At 55.0% G+C, this 26883-nt stretch carries 17 protein-coding genes; 8 read left to right on the top strand and 9 right to left on the bottom strand.

What is annotated here, in order from left to right; all coding sequences use genetic code 11:
• Positions 1 to 38: 38 nt before the first annotated feature.
• From TH25_RS25470 to pyc, 4 genes are all read right to left on the bottom strand, one after another.
• Entirely contained in the window at positions 39 to 1508 is a 1470-nt protein-coding gene (locus tag TH25_RS25470) for a heterodisulfide reductase-related iron-sulfur binding cluster (protein WP_114089145.1), read from the bottom strand.
• On the bottom strand, positions 1509 to 2771 hold the full coding sequence (gene glcE / locus TH25_RS14875; RefSeq protein WP_114089144.1) for a glycolate oxidase subunit GlcE: 1263 nt from the start codon (positions 2769 to 2771) through the stop codon (positions 1509 to 1511).
• 95 nt (positions 2772 to 2866) lie between these two features.
• Positions 2867 to 4351 carry an FAD-linked oxidase C-terminal domain-containing protein gene (locus TH25_RS14870; RefSeq protein WP_114089200.1) on the bottom strand — a complete coding sequence of 495 codons (1485 nt, stop codon included), beginning with the start codon at positions 4349 to 4351 and terminating at the stop codon, positions 2867 to 2869.
• Between the two features lie 12 nt (positions 4352 to 4363).
• A complete protein-coding gene (gene pyc, locus TH25_RS14865) occupies positions 4364 to 7831 on the bottom strand; it encodes a pyruvate carboxylase (RefSeq protein ID WP_114089143.1) in 3468 nt (1155 codons plus the stop codon).
• A gap of 456 nt (positions 7832 to 8287) precedes the next feature.
• Between pyc and TH25_RS14860 the strand changes: the two genes are divergently transcribed.
• From TH25_RS14860 to TH25_RS14850, 3 genes are all read left to right on the top strand, one after another.
• Positions 8288 to 9691, top strand: a complete 1404-nt coding sequence (locus tag TH25_RS14860; RefSeq protein WP_114089142.1) for a cache domain-containing protein — start codon at positions 8288 to 8290, stop codon at positions 9689 to 9691.
• Positions 9692 to 9811: 120 nt separating this feature from the next.
• Positions 9812 to 10486 (top strand): response regulator, encoded by a 675-nt coding sequence (locus TH25_RS14855; protein ID WP_114089141.1) that lies wholly within the window; start codon positions 9812 to 9814, stop codon positions 10484 to 10486.
• Between the two features lie 152 nt (positions 10487 to 10638).
• Positions 10639 to 11364 carry a Crp/Fnr family transcriptional regulator gene (locus TH25_RS14850; protein ID WP_258549170.1) on the top strand — a complete coding sequence of 242 codons (726 nt, stop codon included), beginning with the start codon at positions 10639 to 10641 and terminating at the stop codon, positions 11362 to 11364.
• Positions 11365 to 11395: 31 nt separating this feature from the next.
• Here the strand turns inward: TH25_RS14850 and TH25_RS14845 are convergent, their stop codons facing one another.
• The 3 genes from TH25_RS14845 to TH25_RS14835 form a co-directional block, all read right to left on the bottom strand.
• Positions 11396 to 12106, bottom strand: a complete 711-nt coding sequence (locus TH25_RS14845; protein ID WP_114089140.1) for a hypothetical protein — start codon at positions 12104 to 12106, stop codon at positions 11396 to 11398.
• A gap of 270 nt (positions 12107 to 12376) precedes the next feature.
• Positions 12377 to 12670, bottom strand: coding sequence for a hypothetical protein (locus TH25_RS14840; protein ID WP_114089139.1), 294 nt, complete (start codon positions 12668 to 12670; stop codon positions 12377 to 12379).
• Between the two features lie 152 nt (positions 12671 to 12822).
• Entirely contained in the window at positions 12823 to 13929 is a 1107-nt protein-coding gene (locus tag TH25_RS14835) for a hypothetical protein (RefSeq protein ID WP_258549169.1), read from the bottom strand.
• Between the two features lie 363 nt (positions 13930 to 14292).
• Here TH25_RS14835 and TH25_RS14830 point away from each other — a divergent pair, with 363 nt between their 5' ends.
• The 4 genes from TH25_RS14830 (at position 14293) to TH25_RS14815 (ending at position 19554) form a co-directional block, all read left to right on the top strand.
• Positions 14293 to 16206 carry an ABC transporter substrate-binding protein gene (locus tag TH25_RS14830; RefSeq protein ID WP_258549168.1) on the top strand — a complete coding sequence of 638 codons (1914 nt, stop codon included), beginning with the start codon at positions 14293 to 14295 and terminating at the stop codon, positions 16204 to 16206.
• A gap of 50 nt (positions 16207 to 16256) precedes the next feature.
• Positions 16257 to 18623 carry an ATP-binding protein gene (locus TH25_RS14825; RefSeq protein WP_114089136.1) on the top strand — a complete coding sequence of 789 codons (2367 nt, stop codon included), beginning with the start codon at positions 16257 to 16259 and terminating at the stop codon, positions 18621 to 18623.
• Between the two features lie 313 nt (positions 18624 to 18936).
• Positions 18937 to 19107: a hypothetical protein gene (locus tag TH25_RS25080; protein WP_181847636.1), complete on the top strand. Its 171-nt coding sequence runs from the start codon at positions 18937 to 18939 to the stop codon at positions 19105 to 19107.
• 213 nt (positions 19108 to 19320) lie between these two features.
• Entirely contained in the window at positions 19321 to 19554 is a 234-nt protein-coding gene (locus TH25_RS14815) for a hypothetical protein (RefSeq protein ID WP_114089134.1), read from the top strand.
• A gap of 143 nt (positions 19555 to 19697) precedes the next feature.
• Here TH25_RS14815 and gltB read toward each other — a convergent pair whose 3' ends face one another.
• Together gltB and TH25_RS14805 are read right to left on the bottom strand one after the other, a co-directional pair.
• Complete coding sequence (gltB, locus tag TH25_RS14810; protein ID WP_114089133.1) at positions 19698 to 24248, bottom strand: glutamate synthase large subunit; 4551 nt, start codon at positions 24246 to 24248, stop codon at positions 19698 to 19700.
• A 30-nt stretch (positions 24249 to 24278) separates the two neighbouring features.
• The gene (locus tag TH25_RS14805) at positions 24279 to 25712 is read right to left on the bottom strand and encodes an NAD(P)-dependent oxidoreductase (protein ID WP_114089132.1); all 1434 of its coding nucleotides are present in this window, start codon (positions 25710 to 25712) and stop codon (positions 24279 to 24281) included.
• A gap of 265 nt (positions 25713 to 25977) precedes the next feature.
• Between TH25_RS14805 and TH25_RS14800 the strand changes: the two genes are divergently transcribed.
• The gene (locus TH25_RS14800; RefSeq protein WP_114089131.1) at positions 25978 to 26808 is read left to right on the top strand and encodes an undecaprenyl-diphosphate phosphatase; all 831 of its coding nucleotides are present in this window, start codon (positions 25978 to 25980) and stop codon (positions 26806 to 26808) included.
• Positions 26809 to 26883: the final 75 nt, after the last annotated feature.

The following is a 26883-nucleotide window of genomic DNA, read 5'->3' as shown; positions in this document are numbered from 1 at the left end:
CCCCGCCCTGTGTGAGCGCGCTATCCTGGCTGGTCTTATTATTGTGCCAGCTTTTGCGGGCACGGACCGCCTGTTGCCCAATCAAGAAGCTGAACGGTATGAATGACTTTCAGGCCATCGGTTTCAAGCTGGATCATGCAGCCGATATTGCCGGTCGCCACGATGTCGGGTTTGATCGTGCGGATATTGGCCTGTTTGCGGTCGCGCAACCGGGCCGAAATTTCGGGCTGCAGCAGATTATACACCCCGGCCGAACCACAACATAAATGCCCCTCTGCGATTTCAAGCACCTCGAAACCGGCCTTGCGCAACAGGTCGCGCGGCGGATGAACGATTTTTTGCCCGTGTTGCATCGAACAGGCGGAATGATAGGCAACCCGCCATTTTCGCGATACGACAGGAGCAGACGCAGCCGTCGTCTTTCCGCCGGAAGGCGATGCAACACCGCGAACCGCCCCCTCCAGGACCGAGACGGGCGCTGGCGATGGTGCGGTTTTCGGCATTGATGCCTGTTCGTTTGCCAAATGATGATCAACGCCAACCGCATCGGTCGTGTGGACCGGCGAGATCAAATCAGCCGGAAGATCGATTCGGGCAAGATATTCAGTAATATCGCAGGCAAGAGCGGCAATTTTGGCCGCCTTTGCGGCCCATTGGCTATCCTGGGCCAGCATGGTGCCATAATCCTTGACCGTGGTGCCACAGCCCGAGGCGGTGATGATTATCGCATCCAGCCCCTCGCCGCCCGCTTCGGCCAGTTCACCATGCCAGGCGGCAATATTGGCCATCGCCTGGGCGTGGGATTGCGCCTCGCGGCCCATATGATGCACCAGCGACCCACAACACCCGGCCCCTTTGGCGACCACAATTTCAACACCCAACCGGGTGAGCAGCCGAACCGTGGCCTCGTTAATTTCGGTTTCCAAAACCTGCTGGGCACAACCGGTTAAAATGGCAACACGGCCCTTGCGCGGCCCCTGTGCGGGAATAACCTGTGGCCTATCCACCCAGCTTGGAGGCGGTAACGGGCGTGCGCCCATTTTCACCATGCCGCGCAAACGCTCCGGCATCAGGCCCGCAAAGGGGGCTGCCAGTTTCGCGCCCAGCAGCGACACACGAAACAGCGACGGGCGCGGCACCACCCAGGCCAGAAGTTTGCGTAACCAGCGATCACCGAACGGACGCCGATAGGTTTTTTCAATATGGGCGCGGGCATGGTCAATCAGGTGCATGTAATCCACCCCCGAGGGGCAGGTCGTCATGCAGGACAGGCAGGAAAGACAGCGATCCAGATGCCGCACAACACGGTCATTGGCCGGTTTGTCATTTTCCAGCATGTCCTTGATCAGATAAATACGGCCCCGCGGGCTGTCGAGCTCGTCCCCCAGCGTAACAAAGGTGGGGCATGTGGCGGTACAAAAGCCGCAATGCACACATTTGCGCAAAATCTGTTCGGATTGCGCAATGGCCGGATCCGCAAGCTGTTGGGCGGTAAAATTCGTTTGCATTTATGCCCCCTCGCCCTGATGTGCCGGTATCATGCGCCCGGGATTAAGAATGCCGACCGGATCAAAATTTTCGGAAATTTTTTGGTTAATACGCATAATTTCAGGCGAAAGCGGCTGAAATGCCGGAATTTCCCGGCGAATGTTGGATGGGGCACGCACCAGCGTGGCATTGCCGTGCGCCTTTTGCACAATCTCGCGAATATGCACTGCCATTGACGCATCGCATTGTGCACATTGCGCCCAAACCAGTCCCCCGGCCCAATCAAGCATCACATCCAATTGCCCCAAACCGGCCGGCGCCCGAATGGCCCCAACCACCGCCGCCCCCGACGCGGGCGGGACGGATATACGCCATAAAATGCCATCGCGGCCCTGAAACGGCGTTACATCGGCAATCGCCTGCCACAGGGTCAGGCTATCGGCCACCGGCACAATGGCATGGTCCCCGATCGTGCCCAATAACCGCGAAAGGGCATCTGCCCGCCAACTCACTGACTGCTCCGGTCCTTCCAGCCGCAAGGCAAGGCAGTTTTGCGCCGATGTGGCGATTTCCAGGGCTGCCGCATCCTTGCAACACCCGGCAATCAGCGATGCAGGCACCCAGGCCGCGCCTGAAACTTCGTTTTCGCTGCCCATTGCCGCCGTCATTGCCTGCCCGGCAGATGAAACATCATCACAGGCAATAATGACCGTGCGGGTTGTTTCGGGCTGCGGCATTGCCTTTAACGTTATGGTGTGCATGACTGCCAGTGTGCCAAACGACCCCGCCATCAATTTGGACAGGTCAAAGCCGGTCACGTTCTTCATCACCCGCCCGCCGGATTTAAAATCTTCTCCCCGGCCGCTGATGGCACCAAAGCCCAAAACATGATCGCGTGCCGCCCCAACCTTTAACCGGCGTGGCCCGGAAAGGTTACAGGCAACCAGTCCACCCAGTGTCCCGGACCGGGAAGCAACTCCATCGCCCAGCAACGAAGGAAAATCGCCCGGTTCAAAGTGGAATTGCTGGTTATTTTCGGCCAACACAGCGGCAATTTCGGCAAGCGGCGTTCCGGCATGGGCGGAAATCACCAGTTCTTCGGGCTGGTAAAACAAAATGCCGGTCAGTTTTGACATGTCCAGCACATGGGAAGCCGAAACGTCATGACCATAAGCACGCTTGCTGCCCTGCCCGATAATTTCCAGCGGTACTTTGTCCGCAACGGCCCAGGCAATGGCCTCGCGTAACTGCGCCGGGCTGGTCGGGCTGATTGTTTCGGTCATGACGGTTTTCTCTCCTGGTACGCAATGCGCGGCTTTGCGGGAACCAGGCACGGCGTTTTTGACAGTTTTTATATGTCTTTCCGGCTTTTTGCCGGTTAAAAGCGCGGAATATCGGGAAATTTCGCTGCAACAGCACGGGCATGCAGGGTTTTAAGCTCTCCACAGCCATGCAGAACCGGGAAAACCTTGCCGGGATTAAGCAACTGGTCCTCGTCAAAGGCCAGTTTCAAGCGTTCCTGATGTTTCAAATCATCCTCGGTGAACATTTCCGGCATCAGGTCACGTTTTTCAATGCCAATGCCATGTTCACCCGACAGGCAGCCACCGACCTCGACACACAATTTCAAAATATCGGCACCAAAGGCTTCGGCGCGTTCCAACTCGCCGGGCTGGTTGGCATCAAACATGATCAGCGGGTGCAAATTGCCATCACCGGCATGAAATACATTTGCCACCCGCAAACCATGCCGTTGCGAAAACACCTGCATCCCGGCCAGAACATCCGAAAGGCGACCACGCGGAATAGTGCCGTCCATACAAATATAGTCCGGCGAAATACGGCCAATCGCAGGAAAGGCATTTTTGCGGCCGGACCAGAACAGGGCGCGTTCTTCCTCGCTTTCGGAAATGCGCGAATAAACCGCCCCGCATGTTTGGGCAATATCGCCTACCCGGTTAATCAGATGATCCACCTCGATCGCCGGTCCATCCAGTTCGACCAGCAGCAGCGATTCCACATCCAGCGGATAACCGGCATGGACAAAATCCTCGGTCGCGCGGATGGCGGGCGCGTCCATCATTTCAAGGCCACCGGGGATAATGCCATTGGCAATGATTTTTGCCACGCAATCCCCGCCGGACTGGTTATCGGGGAACCCCAGCAGCATGGCGCGCGCGGTTTCGGGTTTGCGCAAAATGCGCACGGTAATTTCGGTAACAATCCCCAAAAGCCCCTCCGACCCGGTGATGATCCCCATCAGGTCATATCCCGGTGTATCAAGGCCCTTGCCGCCGAGGCGCAAAATGTCCCCTTCGATCGTCACCATTTCAAGGCCCAGCACATTATTGGTGGTCAGCCCGTATTTCAGGCTATGCACCCCGCCGGAATTTTCGGCAATGTTGCCGCCAATGGAACAGGCGATCTGGCTTGATGGGTCCGGGGCGTAATAAAAACCACGATGTTCGACGGCGCGGGTAATGCCCAGATTGGTCACACCAGGCTGAACGACACAGGCACGATTGTCCCAGTCAATATCCAGCACCCGGTTGAATTTCATCATACTGATGGTGATGGCATCGGCCATTGGCAGGGCACCGCCCGAAAGGCCGGTGCCCGCCCCGCGCGGTACCACGCGAATTTTGTTTTCATGGCAATATTTCAAAATTGCCGCGACCTGCCCGGTCGTGCCGGGCAGCACCACAATCATCGGCAATTGGCGATAGGCCATCAGCCCATCGCATTCATAAGGCCTGAGCGCATCTTCCTCGGCAATGACCGCACCGGATGCGGGCACAATGGCCCGCATCGCTGCGATGATTTCCTTGCGCCGGGCAAGAACGGACGAGTCCGGCTCAGGCATTTTCAGCATCGGTTACTCCGTCAGTTCAACCAGCAAGTCCTTGCTATCAACCTGCGTGCCCGCCGGGGCGTGGATTTTCGCCACCGTCCCGTCTTTTTCGGCATGCACGGCCGTTTCCATTTTCATCGCTTCCAGCGCGCAAATCACATCGCCCGCCTTGACCTTCTGGCCCTCTGTGACCGAAACCTCAACCACCAGGCCCGGCATCGGGGCGGCCACATGCAGGCCGTTGCCATCTTCGGCCTTGGGCCGTGATTTGCCCGAAACCGCCAGCTTTTTGTCCGCCACCTTCACGGTACGCGGCTGGCCGTTCAACTCGAAAAATACGGTGCGCTGGCCTTCATCATCGCCAAATTCCGACGTTGCCAGATAACGGATAACAAGGGTTTTGCCCTTTTCGATATCCACCGAAATTTCCTCGCCCTGGCTCATGCCATAGAAGAAAACCGGGGTCGGCAAAATCGACACATCGGCATTGTGGCTGCGATGTTCGGCATATTCCAAAAACACCTTGGGATACATCACATAGGATGCGACCTCGGCATCGCTGATATTGCGATGGGTTTTCTTTTCGATCTCCGCCTTGGTGGCGGCAAAATCAACCGGTTTCATATGCTTGCCCGGACGATCCGTCAGGGCTTCACCACCCTTTAACACCTTGCGCTGCAAGGCGGGCGGAAAACCGCCTACCGGCTGGCCAATTTCACCGCGGAAAAATGAAATCACGCTATCGGGGAAGGCAATGTCCTTTTTCGGGTCCAGCACGTCTTCTTCACTTAAGCCCGATGTCACCATCATCAGGGCCATATCACCGACCACCTTGGAACTTGGCGTGACCTTGACGATATCGCCAAACATCTTGTTGACCTTGGCATAGGCCTTGGACACTTCGGGCCAGCGTTCCTCAAGGCCGAGCGCACGTGCCTGATGGCGCAGATTGGTATATTGGCCGCCTGGCATTTCATGTACATACACATCGGACGTACCGCTGCGAATGTCGCTTTCAAAGCCGGTATAATAACGGCGCACCTGTTCCCAATAGGTTGAAACCTCGCGCAGGGCCTCGTAATTCAGGCCCGGATCGCGCTCCATACCGCGATAAGCCTGGGCGATAGACCCCAGATTGGGCTGCGATGTCAGCCCCGACATGGAATCAAGCGCACCATCCACCGCATCAACCCCGGCATCAATCGCCGCCATCACGGTAGATGCCGAAATGCCGCTGGTATCATGGGTGTGGAAATGGATCGGAATATTGACCGTATCCTTTAGCGCCTTAAACAGTGTGGTTGCCGCCGCCGGGCGCATCAAACCGGCCATATCCTTGATGCCCAGAATATGCGCGCCCGATGCCTCAAGCTCGCGGGCCATTTCAAGGTAATAATCCAGGTTATATTTTGACCGGTCCTTGTCAAAAATATCGCCGGTATAACAAATCGCCCCTTCACACAGCTTACCGGTACGCAGGACGGACTCCATCGCCACCTTCATGTTTTCAACCCAGTTCAGGGAATCAAACACGCGGAACAGGTCCATGCCATGTTCGGCGGACTGCTTGACGAAATAATCCACCGCATTATCGGGATAATTGGTATAGCCCACCGCGTTCGACGCCCGCAGCAGCATTTGCGTCAGGATATTGGGGACCTTTTCACGCAACTTGACCAAACGGTCCCAAGGGTCTTCCTTCAAAAACCGCATGGCAACGTCAAAGGTGGCCCCACCCCAGCATTCAATCGAAAACAGGTCCGACAGGCCATGCGCATAATAAGGCGCGATCTGCAACATATCAAAGGTGCGCATGCGGGTTGCAATCAGCGACTGATGGGCATCGCGCATGGTGGTGTCGGTCATCAAAACGCGCTTTTGGTCCTTCATCCAGCGCGCAAAACCTTCCGGCCCCAACTGATCGAGCTTCTGTTTGGTACCGGGTCGGATTTCCTTAAGGTCGATGGATTTGGGCATTACCGGCGGGTTGAAATTGGCCGGTTCGGCGCGGCCTTCAACCTCGGGATTGCCATTGACGCTGACTTCGCCAATGAAACGCAACAGGCGCGTGGCCCGGTCGCGACGACGGGCGAATTTAAACAGTTCCGGCGTTTCATCAATAAAGCGGGTGGTATATTCACCAGCACGGAATTTGGGGTGATTGATCAGGTTTTCAAGAAAGGCCAGGTTGGTGGTCACACCGCGAATACGAAATTCGCGCAGTGCCCGGTCCATACGGTCCACCGCCTCGCGCGGGGTGCTGCCCCAGGCAGTGACTTTTTCCAGCATCGAATCATAAAACGGCGTAATCACCGCACCGGAATAGGCCGTGCCGCCGTCCAGACGAATGCCAAACCCGTTCGCCCCGCGATAAACCTTGATCCGCCCGTAATCGGGGACAAAGCTGTTTTCCGGGTCTTCGGTGGTAATACGGCATTGCAGGGCATGGTCGCGCAGCTTGATTTTTTCCTGCCACGGAATACCGGTTTCGGACGGAAAACCGATACGCCCGCCCTGCGCAATCAGGATTTGCGCCTTTACCAGGTCAAGACCGGTGACACATTCCGTCACGGTGTGTTCGACCTGAATGCGGGGATTGACTTCGATGAAATAGAATTTGGATGTATCCACATCCATCAGGAATTCGACGGTGCCAGCATTCACATAATTTGCCGCCTTGCCCAGGCGCATTGCGGCATCACACAGTTCGGCGCGCTGGTCATCGTCAAGATAGGGGGCCGGGGCACGTTCAACCACTTTCTGATTGCGGCGCTGTACGGAGCAGTCACGTTCAAACAGATGCACCAATGTGCCGTGGGTATCGCCCAGCATCTGCACTTCAACATGGCGGGCCCGGCGAATCAGCTTTTCAAAGTAAATTTCGCCATTGCCAAAGGCGGCCTCGGCCTCGCGCCGTGCGGCCAGCACCTGCTTTGACAGGTCCCTGTCATTTTCAATAACCCGCATCCCGCGGCCACCGCCGCCCCAGCTTGCCTTGAGCATGATCGGATAACCGACCTGCTTGGCGATTTTGGCGACTTCATCCATATCCTCGGGCAAGGCAGCGGATGCGGGCATCACCGGCACCCCGGCCTTTTCGGCCAGGTTACGCGCCGCGACCTTGTTGCCCAGGGTGCGCATCACTTCGGAATCCGGGCCGATAAAGGTAATGCCGGCATCGGCACAGGCATCGGCAAAATCGGGGTTTTCCGACAGGAACCCATAGCCCGGATGAATGGCATCGACCCCGGCATCGCGGGCAACGCGCAAAATATCCTCGATATCGAGATAGGCACGGATGGGTTTATTCCCCTTGCCCACCCCATAGGATTCATCGGCCTTGAACCGATGCAGGGCAAAACGGTCTTCATCAGAAAAAATCGCAACGGTGCGAATGCCAAGTTCGTTGGCGGCGCGTAAAACGCGAATCGCAATTTCACCGCGATTGGCAACCAGAAGTTTACGGATTTTCTTGGGTGCTGGACGTGACATTTACGACCGGACTCCTACCAGATATGAATGGCAAAAGCGGCCCTGAACGCCCCTGCCGAAAGCCAAGAGAAACGCCACGATACGGTCCTGTAGCGTGTTGCGGCGCGGAAAACCGGCAACACCGTATCCTGAGTGGCGAACGCAGATATGAACGGACGTTAAACGCACATTCGATACCCGAAGTTCCTGGCGCCTGGTGGGCAGGCGACGCTTTTGATATATGCCCATTGCCCGGCCTCTGTCAAAACAGTAATTTCAATTGGTATTACCAATTATCGATTTTCAATGCCACAAGCTTTCCACGATGTGAAAACCGCCTTGGTGCATAAACCACAAAATACGACCGTTTTATGACGTTTTTGCATTCTCGAACGCAGACATGGCCTGCTTTTATGATATTGTCTCGCCGCTTTGAGGGAGCCCTTCCATTATTCTTTAGTAGAAAACCGCCCGACCATGCCCAAACTGAATTTGCGCCTGAAATTTCTGTTGCTGTCAATTTTGCCATTGCTGCTGGCGGCAAGTGCAATATCGGGGCTGGTCTTTGCCCAGGCGGAACGATTGGCCAAGGCCGAAACCCGCACCTTTGAACGCAACATTGTCGAAGCGCGCAAAGAAGAAATCAAAAGCTACATGCAATTGGCGATGGCCTCGATCAACCACATTTATTCCGTGGCAAGCCCGCTTGATGCCGTGTCAAAGGAGCGGGTCAAAACCATCATCGGCGACCTTTCCTATGGCAAAGACGGCTATTTCTTTATCTATGACAGTGACGGTACCGCGCTCGTCGACCCGCCGGAACCCTGGCATGTCGGAAAAACCTATTGGAACCTGCGCGATATTAACAGCACGCTGGTCATTCAGGAATTGCTGCAAAACGCCCAAAACGGTGGTGGTTTTCTGCGTTTTATCTGGGACAAACCCTCGACGGGAAAACCGGCTGAAAAGCTGGGCTATTCCCTGATGCTTGATAAATGGGGCTGGGTGGTTGGCACCGGAATTTATATTGATGATATTTCCCAGCAGGTGACTGAAATTGAAACCGAGGTCGCCGCCCATATTCGTGAAACCACCATTTCCATTATCGGCATTACGGTGCTGGCGGTCTTGCTGGTCGGCATTTCGGGCACGGTTGTGACCCTGTCCGAACGTAAACTGGCCGATGCGAAGCTCAAGGAACTGGCCCATCGTGTGGTGGATGTACAGGAAGAGGAACGCCTGCGCGTTTCGCGCGAATTGCACGATGGCATCAGCCAAATTCTGGTGTCGGTGAAATATTCCATCGAACTTGCCAGCGACCGCATGCGCCAAAACAAATCCGATGCGGCGATTCCCATTGAAAAGGCTGCCAAACGCCTGCAGGACGCCATTCAGGAAGTCCGCCGCATTTCGCGCGATTTGCGGCCCGCCGTGCTTGATGATCTGGGCCTGAAACCGGCAATTGAAAGCATGTGCAACGACCTTCAGGACAGGTCGGGCATTCAGATCATGGTGAAATGCGATCCGATTGAAAATGCCCTGACCCCGGCCAAAAAAACAACGCTGTACCGTGTATTGCAGGAAAGCCTGACCAATATTGAACGCCATGCCGATGCCACCCATGTCAATGTGCGCATTCGCCGGGATAATGGCAGCGTGGTGATGACCGTTGCCGACAATGGCATTGGCTTTGAAACCAAAAGTTTCATCCGCAATCGCGACCCGCGCGCGGGCATCGGGCTTCGCAATATGCGCGAACGCATGGAATTTCATGGTGGCGGCCTGAGCGTGACATCCGAACGCGACGATGGCACCACCGTCACCGCCTATGTTCCCGTAACCCCGGGCACACCACCTTTACCGCCCGCATTAAGGGCATAAGAAGTACTTTTTTGGCATTTTGCTGCTGCACCGCTGGCGATTTTATGCCTAATTTAGTCTTCCCCGGTAATTTCCGAACGGAAAATGCACCAACCATACCGACAGGGACCGAAACCCAAAATGGCACACGACACGATCACTTTTTCTCCGGAACGCCCGATCCGCATTCTGCTCTGCGACGACCATGCCCTTGTGATGGACGGCATTCGGTCGCGACTGGAATGTTATGATCATATCTCGGTGATCGGTGAAGCCGCCAACGGGCAACAGGCACTGGAAATAGCGCACAAGCAAAACCCCGATATCGTCCTGATGGATATTTCCATGCCGGTCATGAACGGGCTGGAAGCCGCCGAAAGATTTCGCGAGACCCTGCCCAGCGTCAAGGTCATCATGCTCAGCATGCACGAAAATCCGGAATATTTGCGCACGGCAAAACAGGCCGGCGTGCTGGGTTTTATCCTCAAGGATGTTTCGTCAAACGATATGGTTCATGCGCTCGAAACCATTGCCAATGGCGGCGAAGCCTTTAGCCCGTCTTTTGACAAAATCGACATCGCCGAAGAGATCAGCGAGGATGGAACACCGTTAACCACCCGCGAACGCACGGTGCTGCGCCTGCTGGCGCGCGGTGCCAGCAACAAACATGTCGCCCGCGAACTTGACATCAGTGTGCGCACGGTTGAAACCCATCGCCGCAACATCAAACGCAAACTCGACATCGACAGCTCCGCCGGTCTTGTCCGATACGCTATTGAAAAAGGGCTTGTCACCCTTGATAACGCCAGCGGATGAGCCCGATACAGGGTTGATCCGGCGTTTCCCGAACTGTTTTTTAAAACGGCTGATTGAATCTGATTTAACTAATGCTAAATAGTACAGCAGGTTAAAGTGATGTGGTCAGTCTACCTGACGAGGGCTGATCCAGGCCCGAAAGGGGGGTATTCGTGTCCCAGACCGGTTTTCCCAAACCCAAACCCGACATGCTGCGTTGCAAAAGCTGTGGTGTACGCCAGCTCGCCCTGTTTACCGACCTGACCGACGAGGATTTCAAACTGGTTCACCAGCCGGTTGATGAAGTGCGGGTTGCCAGCGGCAATGTTCTTTATCATGCGGATGACCGGGCTGACTGCCTGTTTACCCTGCGATCCGGCCTGATCAAAATTACCCATTATCTTGTCGATGGTTCCCAGCGGGTGGTCCGTCTTGTGCGGCCCGGCGGTACGCTTGGCCTGGAAGCACTGGTGGCGGGCAGGTTTGCGCAAAATGCCGAAGCCCTGCAGGACAGTATTTTATGCCGCATCCCGGTGTCGGTTGTTGAAAAGCTTGATCGCGAAAGTCCACGCCTGCACAAACAGGTTCTGGCACGATGGCATCAGACCGTTATGGATTCCGATCAATGGCTAACACGGATGTGTACCGGCTCGGCGCGGGAACGTGTCGCACGCCTGTGTCTGTTTCTGGCCGAGGATGTCAATGGCGACCCCAGCACCTGCCATTTGCCCGGGCGCGAGGATATTGGTGCCATGCTGGGCATTACGACAGAAACCGCCAGCCGCGTAATTGCCGATTTTCGCCGTCAGGGTTTGTTAACCACACATTCCCGCCGGGAATTTTCGGTCAATATCGACAGTATGCGCGACCTTGCCGGGGTTGAGGACTGGGCAGCATAATTTTTAGCCGCCCAAATATATATGCCGGGACCTAACGGCGCATCGCGGCGGGCAATGTCGTCTGAAACGCCGAATTGGGACCGCAGGCATGGGACAGCCGGGCATATTCCTTTGCCGTATCAATTTTGGCATGGTCACGCTGGCGCCTGGCATCGATTTTTGCCAGTAATGCCTTGAATTCAAGTCCATATTTCGACAAAAGGCTGCGAATACGCGAGGGGGCAACCCGGGCCGACATGGGGGGCATCCGGGCAAAATCATCTGTCACCTGATCTAAAAAATCCGGCAGCGCCTTGCGAATATCCAGTTCCATATGCTGGTTAATCGCAACGTGCTGGCCCTCATGGGCATAGACCACATCATATTCACAACTGCCTTTTTCCAACTCGCTGGCAATATAAACCAGATGTTCGGTCACACTCACGGTCGGGTGAATCAGGGCGGGTTGCAGGCAATAACGGCCATCGCCCAGGGCAACCGGTTCGATCCGCATTTCAAATCGTGCCTGCATGGCATAGCTCGTCAACCCGGTCACAAACCAGTTGGCATTATGGGCATGCTGGTTATTTAACCAGCGCACCGAACGATGACGGTCCAGTTGCGGGGACTTTGGCTCAAAATCAAACGCGATTTTGGGCGCTGTTACGGCCGGGCAGGTCGCCGCATGAGCCACCTTCCCTACCACGCCCTGCATCATCACCATTATCAACAGGGCAAAACCGCACAACAATCGATAAAACAATGCACTCCCCCGGTTAAAAACCCTTCATGGCAGATAAGAACCGGAAAGCCTTAAAACCGGCTTATCCCCAACCTGCCCGTGACACCCCTGCTAGTGATGCCCCCGCCAGTGATGCTCCCACCCGAGACACCCCTGGTCACACACCACCTGTCGACCCAGTGCAACATCACGATCAAAAACATAAAGATGGGAATGATCCCGGATATAACAATGCAGCCCACACCGAAAGGGGCGCACAGCCGGGCAAAAAGCGGCCCAAATACAGTGAAATCAGGATTGTTCGTTCAGCCAGCGCCGTAATACCGCAACAACACGGTCAGGGTCGGCATCGACCAGGTCATTGGCACGTTTCACCAGATTTTGCGCTATCCTGCCTTCAATGCCATCCAGGGCAACTGTCACGGCCGTGTCACCATCCGGCACGGAACCGGACGGCACCCCCGGCTGACCCTGTCTCGCAACGGGCGATAAAACCGGCCGACACCCTGGCAATTCGCGCGGCAGGGGCGGTGCGGGTTTGGTAGCCAGCGGCATGACCGGCCTGTCGTCATCATCGCGGTTCATGAAACGAGTGTTGCGCCGATCCCCGGACGAAACAAGTGAATTATCGCACAGTCATCGCACGGCGAAACCGCTTCCCCCGACAGAGAGCCAGCCGTCATTACGCCCGGGCACCACGCCTTGCGCACAGACGTAACAACAGGCCGACAAATCCCTTAATGCACGGTGTGGCGACGTTTTTTGCCCGACACACAATCCCCACAGGCGGCAACCAGTTTTTCCATTGCCGCATCGGCCTCGTCATCGTCTAGGTGATGCGCTTTCATGTTTTTCTGGATCTTGCAGCACAGCGACGGGCCCTCGGGGAAGGTTTCATCGGTCCAGAAACATTTGGCCGGATCAAAATAGCCAATCTCGTCAAGAAACGACACGCCGTAATAATAGGCCGCCCCGACCGAGTTATAAAAACTGGTATCATCGATAAAGCCACCATCGGCCGTCATCGAAACATTCAGGCACCAGTCCAGAAGCTCGCCAATATCGGTACGGGCCTGCTGGTGGGCGCTCGCATCAACACTGGACCATCCCTGGGCAAAAATTTTGGCAACATCATAGTTATTATGATTGTTGAAATCGCCGTTATGCTTCCAGCCATAAGGATATGTACCATCGCGCAGGGCCAGGGTCGTGGCAAAAATCTGCGGCCAGAATGCAACCTTGCCATGCTGATAGGAAATATTGTGGAAGGTCAGGCTAAGATCGGTGCTTTTGACCAGTGGCCCGTCGGCCTGTTCAAACCAGGCCCCCCAATAGCCTGTTTCACGATCCTGCCAGTCATCAAGCCAGGCCTTGTAAGCGGCGATATAGGCATCGCTCAGATCAAAGCCCTTTACGTACTGGCGAAAATAATCACGAATTTCACTTTTAAAGCACATCTCGGACAGGGCCGCCGTGACGGCCCCCAACGCATCGCGCCGATCCAGGCCATCGGCATAAATCTTCGAGGTGCGTTGATCATTCAGCCAGTTTAGCAGGCCGTCGATGGTGGCAATAGGGGCCATAAAATCAAACGGATATTCAGGTGCTACATCTTCGTCGGCCATTTCATTGACCGCATCGATCATGGCATCGACCTTCAAAAACCATTCCGTGTAACAGGGCCCCCATGATCCATCGACAGAAGACTGCGCCTCCGCCCAGCTCTGATCGGTATTTTTAAGCGACTCGGAAAGTTCCTCAATGGCGGTTTCCAGCCGCTTCCATTCTGCCGTGTACTGCAACAGCCATTTACACTCTATCATCCTTTGGTCTGATGCCGCCATGCTGTTGCCCCGCGCCTGAAGATCGGAGAGCTTTTTTTCCAGTGGCGACAGCCGGGCTGCATATTTTTTTTGTTCTGAAATATAACTTTGATTAAAAGCACAAAACTGCTTATTAATCATGTCGTTGCAATCGATCATCTCAATTCACCCTTAAATGGTGCAGCCTAGTAAACACCCGGATCGTGTCATCTCCAGACACACTTTCCTACAAGAACATTCCACTGACTTTTTCACGACCCTACCCGGTTGCGTAACATCAAAACTTTACCCCGGGGCACTTTTTTTGTATTCACCACCTATGGATAGCGGATACGATACCTATCAGCCTTTTCGATACAAAAGAATAAATTAGTGGAGCCATATGTGCCTCGGATAATGTTCCAGACCTGCATCATCATTATGGCACTGGCACTCGTATTTGGTGTTGGCGCGACAAGCAGCTATGCCGCCAAATTTGGACAGGCTCCCGAGTTTGACATCCAGGTCAAAAATCATCAACTTCCCCCGGTTGAAAGCCGCCTGCCCCGCATCCCGATGATTGTCTCTCCGGCGGACAGCCTCGGCAAATATGGTGGCACATGGCATATGGCCCAATTGCCGGAACGCGACTATGCCCTTTTGATCCGCACAATCGGGTATGAACCTCTGCTGCGCTGGACACCACAATGGACCGGTATCACGCCAAATGTTGCGCTTTCCTATGAAACAAACAGCACGGCGACCGATTTCACGTTCCGGTTACGCCCCGGCATGCGCTGGTCGGACGGCAGCCCGTTTAACGCCGACGATATTCTGTTCTGGTATCAGGATATTCTGCTAAATCCGCAGTTGACCCCTACGATCCCAGACTGGCTTATCTGCAACGGGCAGCCGGTTAAAGTGGAAAAAATTGATGACTATACGATCAAGTTTCATTTTGCCGCGCCATATGGCCTGTTTCCGACTTTCCTTGCACAACCGGAAGGTGTGGAACCTGTCTCCTATCCGGCACACTATCTAAAAGAATACCTTCCTCACTATAACCCCACTGCCGCCTCGGAAGCGTCCAGGCTTGGATATAACAACTGGCAGGACCGTTTTTTCGCCGTATTTGGTCATCCCGGCAGTATTGACGACCCGTCCCGCTGGACGAATCCCGATCTCCCGACGCTGAATGCCTGGATGCTGACCGGCACATATGGCAAGCAGGATCCGCTGGTCGCGGTGCGTAATCCCTATTACTGGAAAATTGATCCCGCCGGACGCCAGCTCCCCTATATCGACAGGGTTTCTTTCAAACTGGTCAACAGCAAATCTGACGCTGTCAAACTGGCGATGGAAGGAAAAATCAACATGCAGGAGCGCCATATCAGCAATAGCACCGATGAAATTCTGGCTGTTCGCAAAGATATGTCATCCTTCACCCTGATTGAAAGCGACATGAACAAACTGACCCTGTCGCTGAACCTTAATCATCGCAATACGATGTTACGGCCACTGTTCCAGGATAAGAACTTCCGCATCGGTCTTTCCCATGCCTTTGACCGGGATGCCATTATCGATCAGTTTATGCCCCAGGCCATCCCCCACCAGGCTGCACCACGCCCTGAAAGCCCGCTTTTTCATGCGGTGCTGGCACGACAATATATTACCTATGACCCCGACCTTGCGCTGGAATATTTTGCCCGGGCGGGGCTTGTCAACCGCGACAAACAGGGGTTCCTGCTCACATCCGAGGGGCAAAGGGTCACATTCAACATCGATACCGTCGGATCGACACGCTATGACATATTGCAAGCTGTGGTTGCTTATTGGCGCGATCTAGGCATTGATGCAAAGGCACGCGACATGCCCCGCGACGATTTTTATCAACTGCGCAAAAACAACAATTTTGATGCCACCGCCTGGGGCGGAGATGGCGGGCTTGATGCGATGCTGTTTCCGGTGAATTATCTGCCGATTTCAAAGGATTCCTGGTTCGCACCGGCATGGGCGGCATGGTATGGTAATCATGACGGAAAAGACGCAGCTTTGCCGCCACCAATTGTGCAAAAACAGATGTCGCTTTATGATCGGCTGAAATCAACCGCAGATACGGAACAGCAGAAAAACCTGATGCGGGCGATACTCGACATCAGCGCAGATCAGTTTTATGTTATCGGTGTTGCGCTGCCGCCAAATCGCAAAGGAATTGTTGCGAATAATTTTAAAAACGTACCCAAAGTAATGCCTGCTGCCTGGAGTTTTGCAACACCGGCACCGACGAACCCGTCACAGTATTACATTGAGGAAAAGTGAACAAAACGGCCGGGGGACGACCGGATCAGGGCGTAGAGGGTAGGGGTAGCTTGAAAAAACTGTTCGACCGGCTATTTGGCAGCCTGGCGTTCAAAATCGGTTTCGCGATTGTGATTGTCGAAACCATTTTTCTCGGTCTGTTTGGTGGATATTACATCCAGTATTTCGGGGCAGAAATTGATCGCCGTACAGCAGAGCAAATCAGTGCCCCTGGACGATTGATCCAGGAAGAGCAGCTCAAGATTTCCATTATCAGTGACAAGGCCCAGTTGCACCGTTTGCTGGGACCGCATGTCATTGACGCAATGGCCATCGGCTTTGACGGCACCATTTACCATGCCATGGACACAAGCCTGATTGGCAACAATATTTCCAATCTCAAAAATTTCCCGGCCCGCTGGTTTGGCCCTGATATTGTCGAACCGGAACTTTTTACCGTCAATGATGCCGGTGGGCGGGAAATGGTCAGCATCACACCGCTATTCAGCCTGAATGCGACCCAGCCTTTCATGTTTGTCTATTTCAAGGTTTCCACCGTCGGCCTTGAAGAAAGCCAGCAGCGCATGCAATCGGTCCTGCTGATCGGCTCTGTCATGTGCCTGATTTTGACATCGGGACTGATTTTTTTGCTGATGCGGCAAACCGTGTTGCGCCGTATGAGCGCAATGGCCCAATTTGTCAGCGACATACAATTTGGCAAAATCGGCGCACGGTTGCGCCCGGCCAGCCGCGATGAGGTTGGCGCGCTGGAATGCGGCCTTAATTCAATGGCCGAAAGCCTGGAACGCCGCACTGCCCAGCATCAAACGGCACAGGATGCCCTGCGCGACAGCGAGGAACGGTTTCGTGATTTCACCCTGTCCTCGGCCGACTGGTACTGGGAAATGGGTCCGGACCTGCGCATTACCTTTGCCTCTTACAAATTTTACCAGTTGATAGAGGAGCTGCATGGCTCCCCCCAGGGGCAGCGTTTTGACACATTGGGTCTTACCGCGCGCGACCATGAAAGCTGGGGCGTTTTGATGAGCCGCCTTGAAAGCCACCTTGCCTTTCAGAACTTTGAATTTTCCTGGCAGGGCAAGGATCGCGAAACCCATTTCGGCCGCATAAACGGCGTGCCGGTCTTTGATATTGATGGTGGATTTAAGGGGTATCGCGGCACCGGAAGCGATGTTACTGCCCAACACAAGGCAACCGAGGAACAACACGCCCTGCAACGCCAGTTGGCAACGTCACAAAAACTCGAGGCTGTCGGCCAGATGGCCGGTGGTGTCGCCCACGAATTCAACAATTGCCTGGCAGGGATTCTCAGCTTTGCAGAGGTTGCCCGCGCACGTATCGACGATTCCGAACGTGTTGCCGAATATATCAGCCACATTATTTCACTGGGTGAACGGGCCACCAGCGTTGCCGACCAGCTTTTGATGTTTTCGCGCCGCAAGGTGGAACAGCCCACCGTGGTGCAGGTCAATGAAGCCGTCCTGGAGATGGAAAAACTTCTGACCACCCTGCTCGAACACCGCATCGAACTTGACATCTGGACCAGCGAAACACCGCTTTATACCCGTGTTGACCCGACCCAGCTTTCGGCCTGTATCCTCAATCTTGCGATTAATGCCCGCGATGCCATGCCGCATGGCGGGAACCTTCAAATCAGTTGTTCTTACGATACGGTGCCGCCACTCGACCAGCGCGACCCGATGGACGAAATCACCTATCCCGATTGCAAACCGGGCGATTATGTCGTTGTCACCGTGCAGGATACGGGAACGGGTATTCCCGACGAGGTCCTTGATCACATCTTCGAGCCCTTTTATTCCACCAAGGAACCGGGCAAGGGCACCGGACTGGGACTGTCCATCGTGCACAACTGGGTCGAAGAATCCAATGGCTGCATCGATGTGGAAACCGTCGAGGGTGAAGGCACGACTTTTTCCATTTACCTGCCCCGTTGTGAACCCGGCACCGCCGCAACAGTACCCGCGAACAGCATCAGCTATCATCCCGGCAATGGCGAACGGGTTCTGATTGTCGATGACGAACCATCCCTGCGAACCACGGCAAAAATCATTCTGGAAGATGCCGGTTTTAACGCCGTCAGCGCCGAAAATGCCGAGGCAGCCTTAAAAATACTTGCTGCGCAAAAGGATGGCGAAAAAATTGACGTCATTCTAAGTGATGTTGTCATGAGTGGCCTGAGCGGCCCCCAACTCGCCATAGAAGCCTTGCGGCTTTATCCGCATCTGAGCATCGTTTTCATGTCCGGTTATCCCGCCCGCACCCGGCAGGAAATGGAAAAAATGCTGGGCGAGTATATTTTTGTCAAAAAACCGTTCCGGCCTGCCCAGTTGCAAAAGGCAATTCACGAGGCCCTGGTGCAAAAGGCGGAACAGCGCCGCAATTCGCAAACAAGCTGATCACGCCGGGCAAATCGGCCATTTTTCAAACAGCGCGACCATCGGGCCAAACACACTATGTTGCGGCCAGGTGGTTGCTCTTTCCTGCAAGCCGGCAATCCCCGATCTGAAAATCATCCCCTGCGGCTTTTATACTTTTCTTATACTTTTGTGATCGCCGTCACTTAAAAATGGTTAAGAAAAGCTTATATGTAATGTAACGCACGTAACGCGCCGCAGATCGACAGAAGCCGGTTCGCGGCGACAAACGAACGAGGATGTACACGCAATGGTTGCTTCAATCGGTTCAGGTTTGAGTTCTGCACAACAGGCCATGTCTGACAGAATTACCCCGCAACGCGCCGAAGGCGCGCCATTAAGCTCGGCTGGCGCATCGATGAAAAAGGCCGAAGGGCTTATGGAAAGCATTGCCTCGATTGTAACGGATTACCAGCCGCTTGAAACCAGCGGCCCTCGCGGAACACGCGTCAATATCGTGACGTAACAAACCATTTTCATTGCCTCCCTCCCCGTTGACTTCTCCTGGGACAGCGTTAAATGCTGTCCCTTTTCTTTTATCCTTCGGGTTGCTGTGCTGCCCATCACCATAAAGCGATTTGTCTTTAAGGCATGATGAAGCGCATTGGCCTGCAAACTGAATGGTTCAGATTTTAATCAAAATCCCCTAGAATAAGGCAATGGCAACAAGGGAATGACAATGGCGTTACCTCCGCTTGGCAGTTCACGCACCAGTACCGGCGACATCACCGAAGCCCCGAACCGTTCCGGTGCGGGACGCTCAGCCACGCCCGGTGCCCGGCGCGCCAGTACGGACCGCCCGTCAACCGAGCTTGACATTCTCAGCCAGCTTGCCCGGTTGCGTAACCTGATTGCCGCTGATCAGATCGACCATTCCGCCCGGCGGGGCACTTATCTGGATTTGCTGCTCTAACAGCCTTCAAAGTCCCCGTATCACACAGCGCCGCCGCCTCCCGGCAACGCTTCTCAAAAAAGATACCCCGCACCGAGATGCGGGGTAAGTTGGTTTGTCCGGGTGTTTGGACAAGGGAGCTTACGCAAGCTGCGTGATCGTAATCACGCAGTTGCCTGGTCTTCGCTCTCGGAGCGAATGGGGTGTTCCAGCTTGTCGACGATTTCTTTTGGCACGACCTGCCAAAAATGCCCGCGCTCGCGGTCCCAGTTATCAAGGATGTTACGGGCAAAACCACTGTCGGTTTCAGCAACATGTTCCTCGATCAGGCTGCGGCACAGATCGTCCCAATGCTGGGTTTCAATACGTTGATACAAAACCGATCCATCATTGACGACATCGCCAAAGCTGTTTTCACGGTCATAAATGAAGGCCATACCGCCGGTCATCCCGGCACCAAAGTTTTCGCCAACAGCGCCAAGGATCACGGCGGTACCCCCGGTCATATATTCACAACCGTTGGAACCACAGCCTTCGACCACCACGGTTGCACCGGAGTTGCGAACACAGAAGCGTTCACCCGCCTGACCGGCGGCAAACAGCTTGCCCGCCGTGGCCCCGTACAGGACGGTGTTACCAATGATGGTGTTTTCGTTGGTCTTAAGCGAGCTTGACGGACGCGGACGCAGAACGATGGTGCCGCCCGAAAGGCCCTTGGCAACATAGTCGTTGGCATCGCCATGCACTTCGATCTTGAGACCCTGGACCGAAAATGCGCCCAGTGACTGACCGGCCGAGCCGCGCAGACGCACATGCAAATGACCCGGTTTCAAGCCAAACATGCCGTATTTCTGCGTGATCAGGCTGGAAATACGGGTACCGATGGCACGTTGCGTATTCTGGATATTATACTGCAACTGCATCTTTTCGCCGTCTTCAAGCAACGGACGGGCGTCCTTGATCATTTGCGCATCAAGGGTATCGGGTACTTCATTCCGGCCTTCGGTAATGCAGTAACGCGGGTGCCCTGCCGCATCGGCCTGGGCCAGAAGCGGGTTCAGGTCAAGGTCAACAAGGTCTTTCGCACCACGATGCACCTGCTGAAGCAGGTCGGACCGGCCAATCACGTCCTGCAGGTTGTCATAACCCAGTTCTGCCAGCACATCCTTGACCTCTTCGGCCATGAAGGTGAACAGATTGACCAGCTTGTCTGCGGTGCCGTTAAATTTGGCGCGCAATGCCGGGTCCTGGGTACAAACGCCCACCGGGCAGGTGTTGGAATGGCACTGACGCACCATGATACAACCCAGCGCGATCAGCGATGCCGTCCCGATACCGAATTCTTCGGCGCCCAGCATGGCGCCAATCACAACGTCACGGCCGGTTTTGAAACCGCCATCAACACGCAGCTTCACGCGGTGACGCAGGTTGTTAAGCGTCAGAACCTGGTTGACTTCCGACAGGCCCATTTCCCACGGAATACCGGCATATTTGATCGAGGTTTGCGGGCTTGCCCCCGTACCGCCATCATAACCGGAAATCAGGATCACGTCGGCCTTGGCCTTGGCAACACCCGCGGCAATCGTGCCCACGCCCGACCGCGACACCAGCTTCACACAGACCCGGCAACGCGGGTTGATCTGCTTGAGGTCGTAAATCAGCTGGGCCAGGTCTTCGATGGAATAAATATCGTGGTGCGGCGGCGGCGAAATCAGGGTCACACCCGGCGTCGCATGACGCAGCTTTGCAATTTCAACCGTGACCTTAAAGCCCGGCAACTGCCCGCCTTCACCCGGTTTTGCCCCCTGGGCGACCTTGATCTGAATTTCTTCGCAGTTATTCAGATATTCAGCCGTCACCCCAAAGCGACCCGATGCCACCTGTTTGATTGACGAACGGGCGTTATCCCCGTTGGAGCGCGGACGGAAACGTTCGCGCGATTCCCCGCCTTCACCGGAGTTCGATTTCGCACCGATACGGTTCATGGCAATGGCAAGGGCTTCGTGGGCTTCGGTCGAAAGCGCACCATGCGACATGCCGGGCGTCACAAACCGCTTGCGGATTTCGGTAATGCTTTCGACTTCTTCCTGACGCACCGGCTTGCGGTCAGAACGGAAGTCCAGCAGATCCCGCAGATGCAGCGGTTCGCGCTGACGCAGACCTTCGCTGAATTTACGGAAAGTATTGTAGCTGCCAGTGGTGACAGAAGACTGCAGCGTATGGATCAGCGGACCGGTCCAGACATGGCGTTCACCACTGCGGCGGTATTTATACAAACCACCGACCGGCAGGCTGACAACATTACCGGCAAAGGCATCCTTGTGCTGGGCAATCGTGCGGCGCTGAATACCCTGAAGGCCGATCCCCGAAATACGCGAAGGCATCCCCGGGAAGAATTCAGCCACCAGCGAGCGCGAAAGCCCGATGCTTTCAAAGTTATAGCCACCGCGATAGGAGCTGATGATCGAAATGCCCATTTTGGACATGATCTTGAGCAGGCCCTGGTCAATCGCGGTTTTGAAACGCTGCATGACTTCGGCCGTGCTGTGGATGTTGGGGAACAGGCCACGGGCATAGCGGTCCAACAGACCTTCCTGGGCCAGATAGGCGTTCACCGTGGTCGCACCCACACCGATCAGAACGGCAAAATAATGCACATCCATACATTCGGCCGACCGCACATTCAGCGAAATATAGGTGCGCAGCGAGTTTTTAACCAGGAAGCTGTGAACGCCGCCAACCGCCAGCACCATCGGAATGGCGGCATGGTTTTCGTCAATGCGCTCGTCGGTCAGAATAACGTGCAGGGCACCGCCGCGAACAGCCTCTTCGGCTTCTTTCTGGATGCGGGTAATCGCATCGCGCAGGGCCGACGGCCCGCCATGAATGTCAAACGTGGTGTCAATTTCAACCGCACTATCGCCCATATAACCGCGCATGGCCTGATATTCGCCGGTGGTCAGAACCGGGCTGTCAAGCTGCAACAGGTCGCACTGGTTTTCGTCTTCTTCCAGAATATTGCCCAGGTTGCCAAGGCGCGTTTTCAGGCTCATAACGCGGGCTTCGCGCAAGCTGTCAATCGGCGGGTTTGTCACCTGCGAGAAGTTCTGGCGGAAGAAATGATGCAAACCGCGATACCGGTCCGACAGGATCGCAAGCGGGGTATCATCCCCCATCGAGCCAATGGCTTCCTTGGCGTCTTCGGCCATCGGATGCAGGATCAGTTCCAGGTCTTCATGCGAAAGCCCCATCGCCTTTTGCATACGCAAAAGCTGTTCTTTGCTGAAATTGGCCGGTTCGGATTTTTCTGGCGAAACCAGATCATCCAGAACCTTGGTCCGCCCCACCCATTTTGACCAGTCACGACGATGCGCAAGCTTATCCTTAAGCTCGGTATCGTGATACAGCTTGCCTTCTTCAAGATTGACCGCAATCATCTGACCCGGCCCGAGGCGGCCTTTTTCAAGGCAGCTTTCTTCGTCGATATGCACCATGCCGGTTTCCGAACCCGCAATCAGCAGGCCATTGCCCGTCACCGCATAACGCAGCGGACGCAAACCATTACGGTCCGTCCCGCCCAAAAGCCATTTGCCACCATAGGCTGCCAGTGCCGCCGGGCCGTCCCACGGTTCCATCACCGCGTTACAATAGGCATACAGGTTTTTATAGCTGTCCGGCGTGCTGGCCTTTTTCGACCAGGCTTCGGGCACCATCATGGTTTTAACCATCGGCAGGTCGCGACCGGCACGCACCATCAGTTCAAACACGGCATCAAGTGCTGCCGAGTCCGATGAACCGGGCTGAATAACCGGTTTGACATCTTCGATGGTGCTGGAGAAAACCTCGTGCCCCATGCGGGCCTCGTGGCTTTTCATCCAGTTGACGTTCCCGCGCAGGGTGTTGATTTCGCCGTTATGGGCCAGCACGCGGAATGGCTGTGCCAGCGGCCAACTGGGGAAGGTATTGGTGGAATAACGCTGGTGATACACACAGAAGTTGGAAATGAAACGTTCGTCACGCAGGTCGGGATAGAAAATATCAACCTGTTCGGCCAGGAACATGCCCTTGTAAATGATCGACCGGCAGGACAGCGAGCAGATATAAAAATCCTTGATCGATTCCGACATCACCGCCTTTTCGATGCGGCGGCGAATGACATAAAGATCAACTTCAAACTGTTCTTCATCAATGGTGGCAAGGCCACCAACCAGAACCTGTTCAATTTCCGGGCGGGTCGCGTTTGCCTTTTCACCGATTACCGACACATTGACCGGCACCTGACGCCAGCCCAAAATCGAATAACCCATTTTCAGGATTTCGGTTTCAACAATGGCGCGGCAGCGTTCCTGGGCGGCCATGTCGATACGCGGCAGGAAAACCTGGCCCACGGCAATCATGGAATCCGGGGCTTCCTGATTGATCAGTTTCAGGTGCGCTTTAAAAAAGTCCTGCGGGACCTGCAGGTGGATCCCGGCACCATCGCCTGTTTTACCATCGGCATCGACAGCGCCGCGATGCCAGATCGCCTTAAGCGCCTCGATACCGGCCTCCACAACTTCGCGGCGCGGCTTGCCATCGATGGCGCCAATCAGGCCCACACCACAACTGCTATGTTCATCTTCAACATCATACAGGCCGGTTGCCGACAGGTGTTCGGCGTTCCGCTCGAACCGGGCGATTTCTTCGGCACCGTGATCTTTGATCATTTCGTTCATGGTTTTATTCTCCAAAATGCGGCAGCGGGCTTAGGCGGCAGCTTCTTTCCGCGCCAGCAAATATTCGTCAATGCGATCGGCAGCATCACGACCATCACGGATCGCCCAAACCACCAGCGACGCACCCCGTGCGATGTCGCCTGCGGCAAAAACGCCATCCAGGTTGGTCATCATCGAACGGAAATCGATCTTCACGGTCCCCCAGCGTGAAACACCCAGTTCCGGGGCTTCAAACAGGGTCGGCAGGTCTTCGGGTTCAAAACCAAGCGCCAGGATCGCCATGTCGGCTTCCATCGTATAGCTAGACCCTTCGATGACTTCGGGGCTTTGACGGCCACCGGCGTCCGGGGCACCCAGGCGCATTTTAACAGCACGCACACCGGTGATTTTGGTGTCATCGCCAACAAAGGCTTCCGGGTTGGTCAGCCAGACAAATTCAACGCCTTCTTCCTCGGCATTGGCCACTTCGCGCTGCGAGCCGGGCATATTGGCACGGTCACGGCGATACAGGCACTTCACCGATTTTGCCCCCTGGCGAATGGCGGTCCGCACGCAATCCATCGCGGTATCGCCACCGCCAATAACAACAACATGTTTGTCCTTGGCATTCAGCGTACCGTCATCATAAGCCGGGACACTGTCGCCCAGCCCCTGACGGTTCGACGTGGTCAGATATTCCAGCGCCGGATAAATGTTTTGAAGGCCGATACCCGGAACTTTCAGGTCACGCGCCTTGTAAACGCCGGTAGCGATCAAAACGCTATCATGCTTGCGGCGCAGATCCTCGAGCGAGGCATCGCGGCCCACTTCAAAGTTGGTGTGCATGACAATACCGGCTTCCTCAAGAAGCCTGATCCGGCGTTCGACGATGTGTTTTTCCAGCTTGAAGCCCGGAATACCATAGACCAAAAGCCCACCCATGCGGTCATAGCGGTCATAGATATGGACTTCATAGCCTTTGAGGCGCAGCTGTTCGGCTGCAGCCATCCCGGCAGGACCACCACCGATAATACCCACCGACATGCCGTTTTCCTTGCCCGGAACCGGGGCCTTGACCCAGCCCTTTTCAAAGGCGGTATCGGTAATGTATTTTTCAACCGACCCAATCGTAACGGCACCATGCGTCGATTGCTCGATCACGCAATTGCCTTCGCACAGGCGGTCCTGCGGGCAGATGCGACCGGTAATTTCCGGCAGGTTATTGGTGGCCGATGAAATGGCATAAGCCTCTTCCATCCGGCCTTCGGTGGTCAGACGCAGCCAGTCGGGAATATTATTATAAAGCGGGCAGTGCGCCTGGCAGAACGGAACACCGCATTGCGAGCAGCGCGCAGCCTGATCGGCGGCAGCCTCGGGCTCGAAACCGGTATAAATTTCGTCAAAATCCGTCCGGCGTTCAGCAGCTTCGCGCTTCTGAGGATATTTTTGTTCAAGATGGACAAATTTGAGCATCTTTTCTGTCATTGGGGTCCCCAAAAAAGCTGTTTTGTTGCGGGAGTGGCCTTTTATATACCTGCCGGTGAAAAGAGAATCCAGCATAAAATTTACTATAGGTCAACATTATTGACCAATTTAACAAAAAAGCCCGACAAATACTGGGGTTTTGTCGGCTTTTCCGGCGGTCTTAAAAGTTTAATTAGTACCAAAATGGTACTAATTCCGTTATTCGCCTAGAGAAAACAAGCTGCTATAAGCAAATTCCCTTTCAAAAATCAGCACCGAGGCAGGTGTGACTCTTCAGCACATAATCCTTCTTGCAGTCGTTCAGGGTATTACTGAATTCCTGCCCATCAGTTCATCTGGCCATCTTGTTCTGACCCCCGCCATTACCGGCGCTGCCGATCAGGGCCTTTTGCTGGATGTTTCAGTCCATGTCGGAACGTTGCTTGCGGTTCTGATCTATTTCTGGCGCGATGTTCTGGCCATGATCATTGGCTTTTTCCGTCTGTTCACCGGTCGCATGACACCGGGTGCCCGCATGGCACTGCATATTGTCGTTGCGACCATTCCAGTGGTGGCCGTTGGTTTTTATCTCAAGGAATCAGGCATTGAAGAACAAATGCGCTCGGTCGAGATCATTGCCTGGACCACGCTTGTCTTTGGCGTCATCCTTTGGGTCGCCGACAAGGTTGGCATGACCATCAACCGGATCGAACATATGGGTTGGGCTGGCGCCATCTTTATTGGCCTGGCACAGGTCATTGCGCTTGTTCCGGGCGTCAGCCGTTCAGGCATCACCATGACGGCCGCCCGGCTCATGAGCTATGAACGCTCCGACGCCGCGCAGTTTTCCATGCTGATGTCGATTCCCGTTATTCTGGGGGCTGGTCTTCTGGCCGGTCTGGACCTGCACAAGGCGGGCAATATGGAACTGAACCGTGAAGTCATGATGGCGATCGGCTTTTCCTTCATTACCGCGCTCATCACGATTGCGGTCCTGATGTCTTGGTTGAAACGTGCCAGCTTCACGCCCTTTGCCATTTACCGCATCATTCTGGGCGTGGCCCTGCTGGTATGGGTTTATGGCTATGGCACAGCCCCGCTGGAAACGCTGTTTTAGACAAAACCGCACACCCGTTCGCGGGCAATGGACGATACAGGCGCGAATCCCCCCGGATTCGCGCCTTTTTTCATG

The sequence above is a fragment of the Thalassospira profundimaris genome (genome assembly GCF_003326755.1).
Taxonomy (GTDB): Bacteria; Pseudomonadota; Alphaproteobacteria; order Rhodospirillales; family Thalassospiraceae; genus Thalassospira; species Thalassospira profundimaris_B.
Note: the sequence above shows the minus strand (reverse complement) of the source record. Positions and strands in the feature narration are given on the sequence as shown.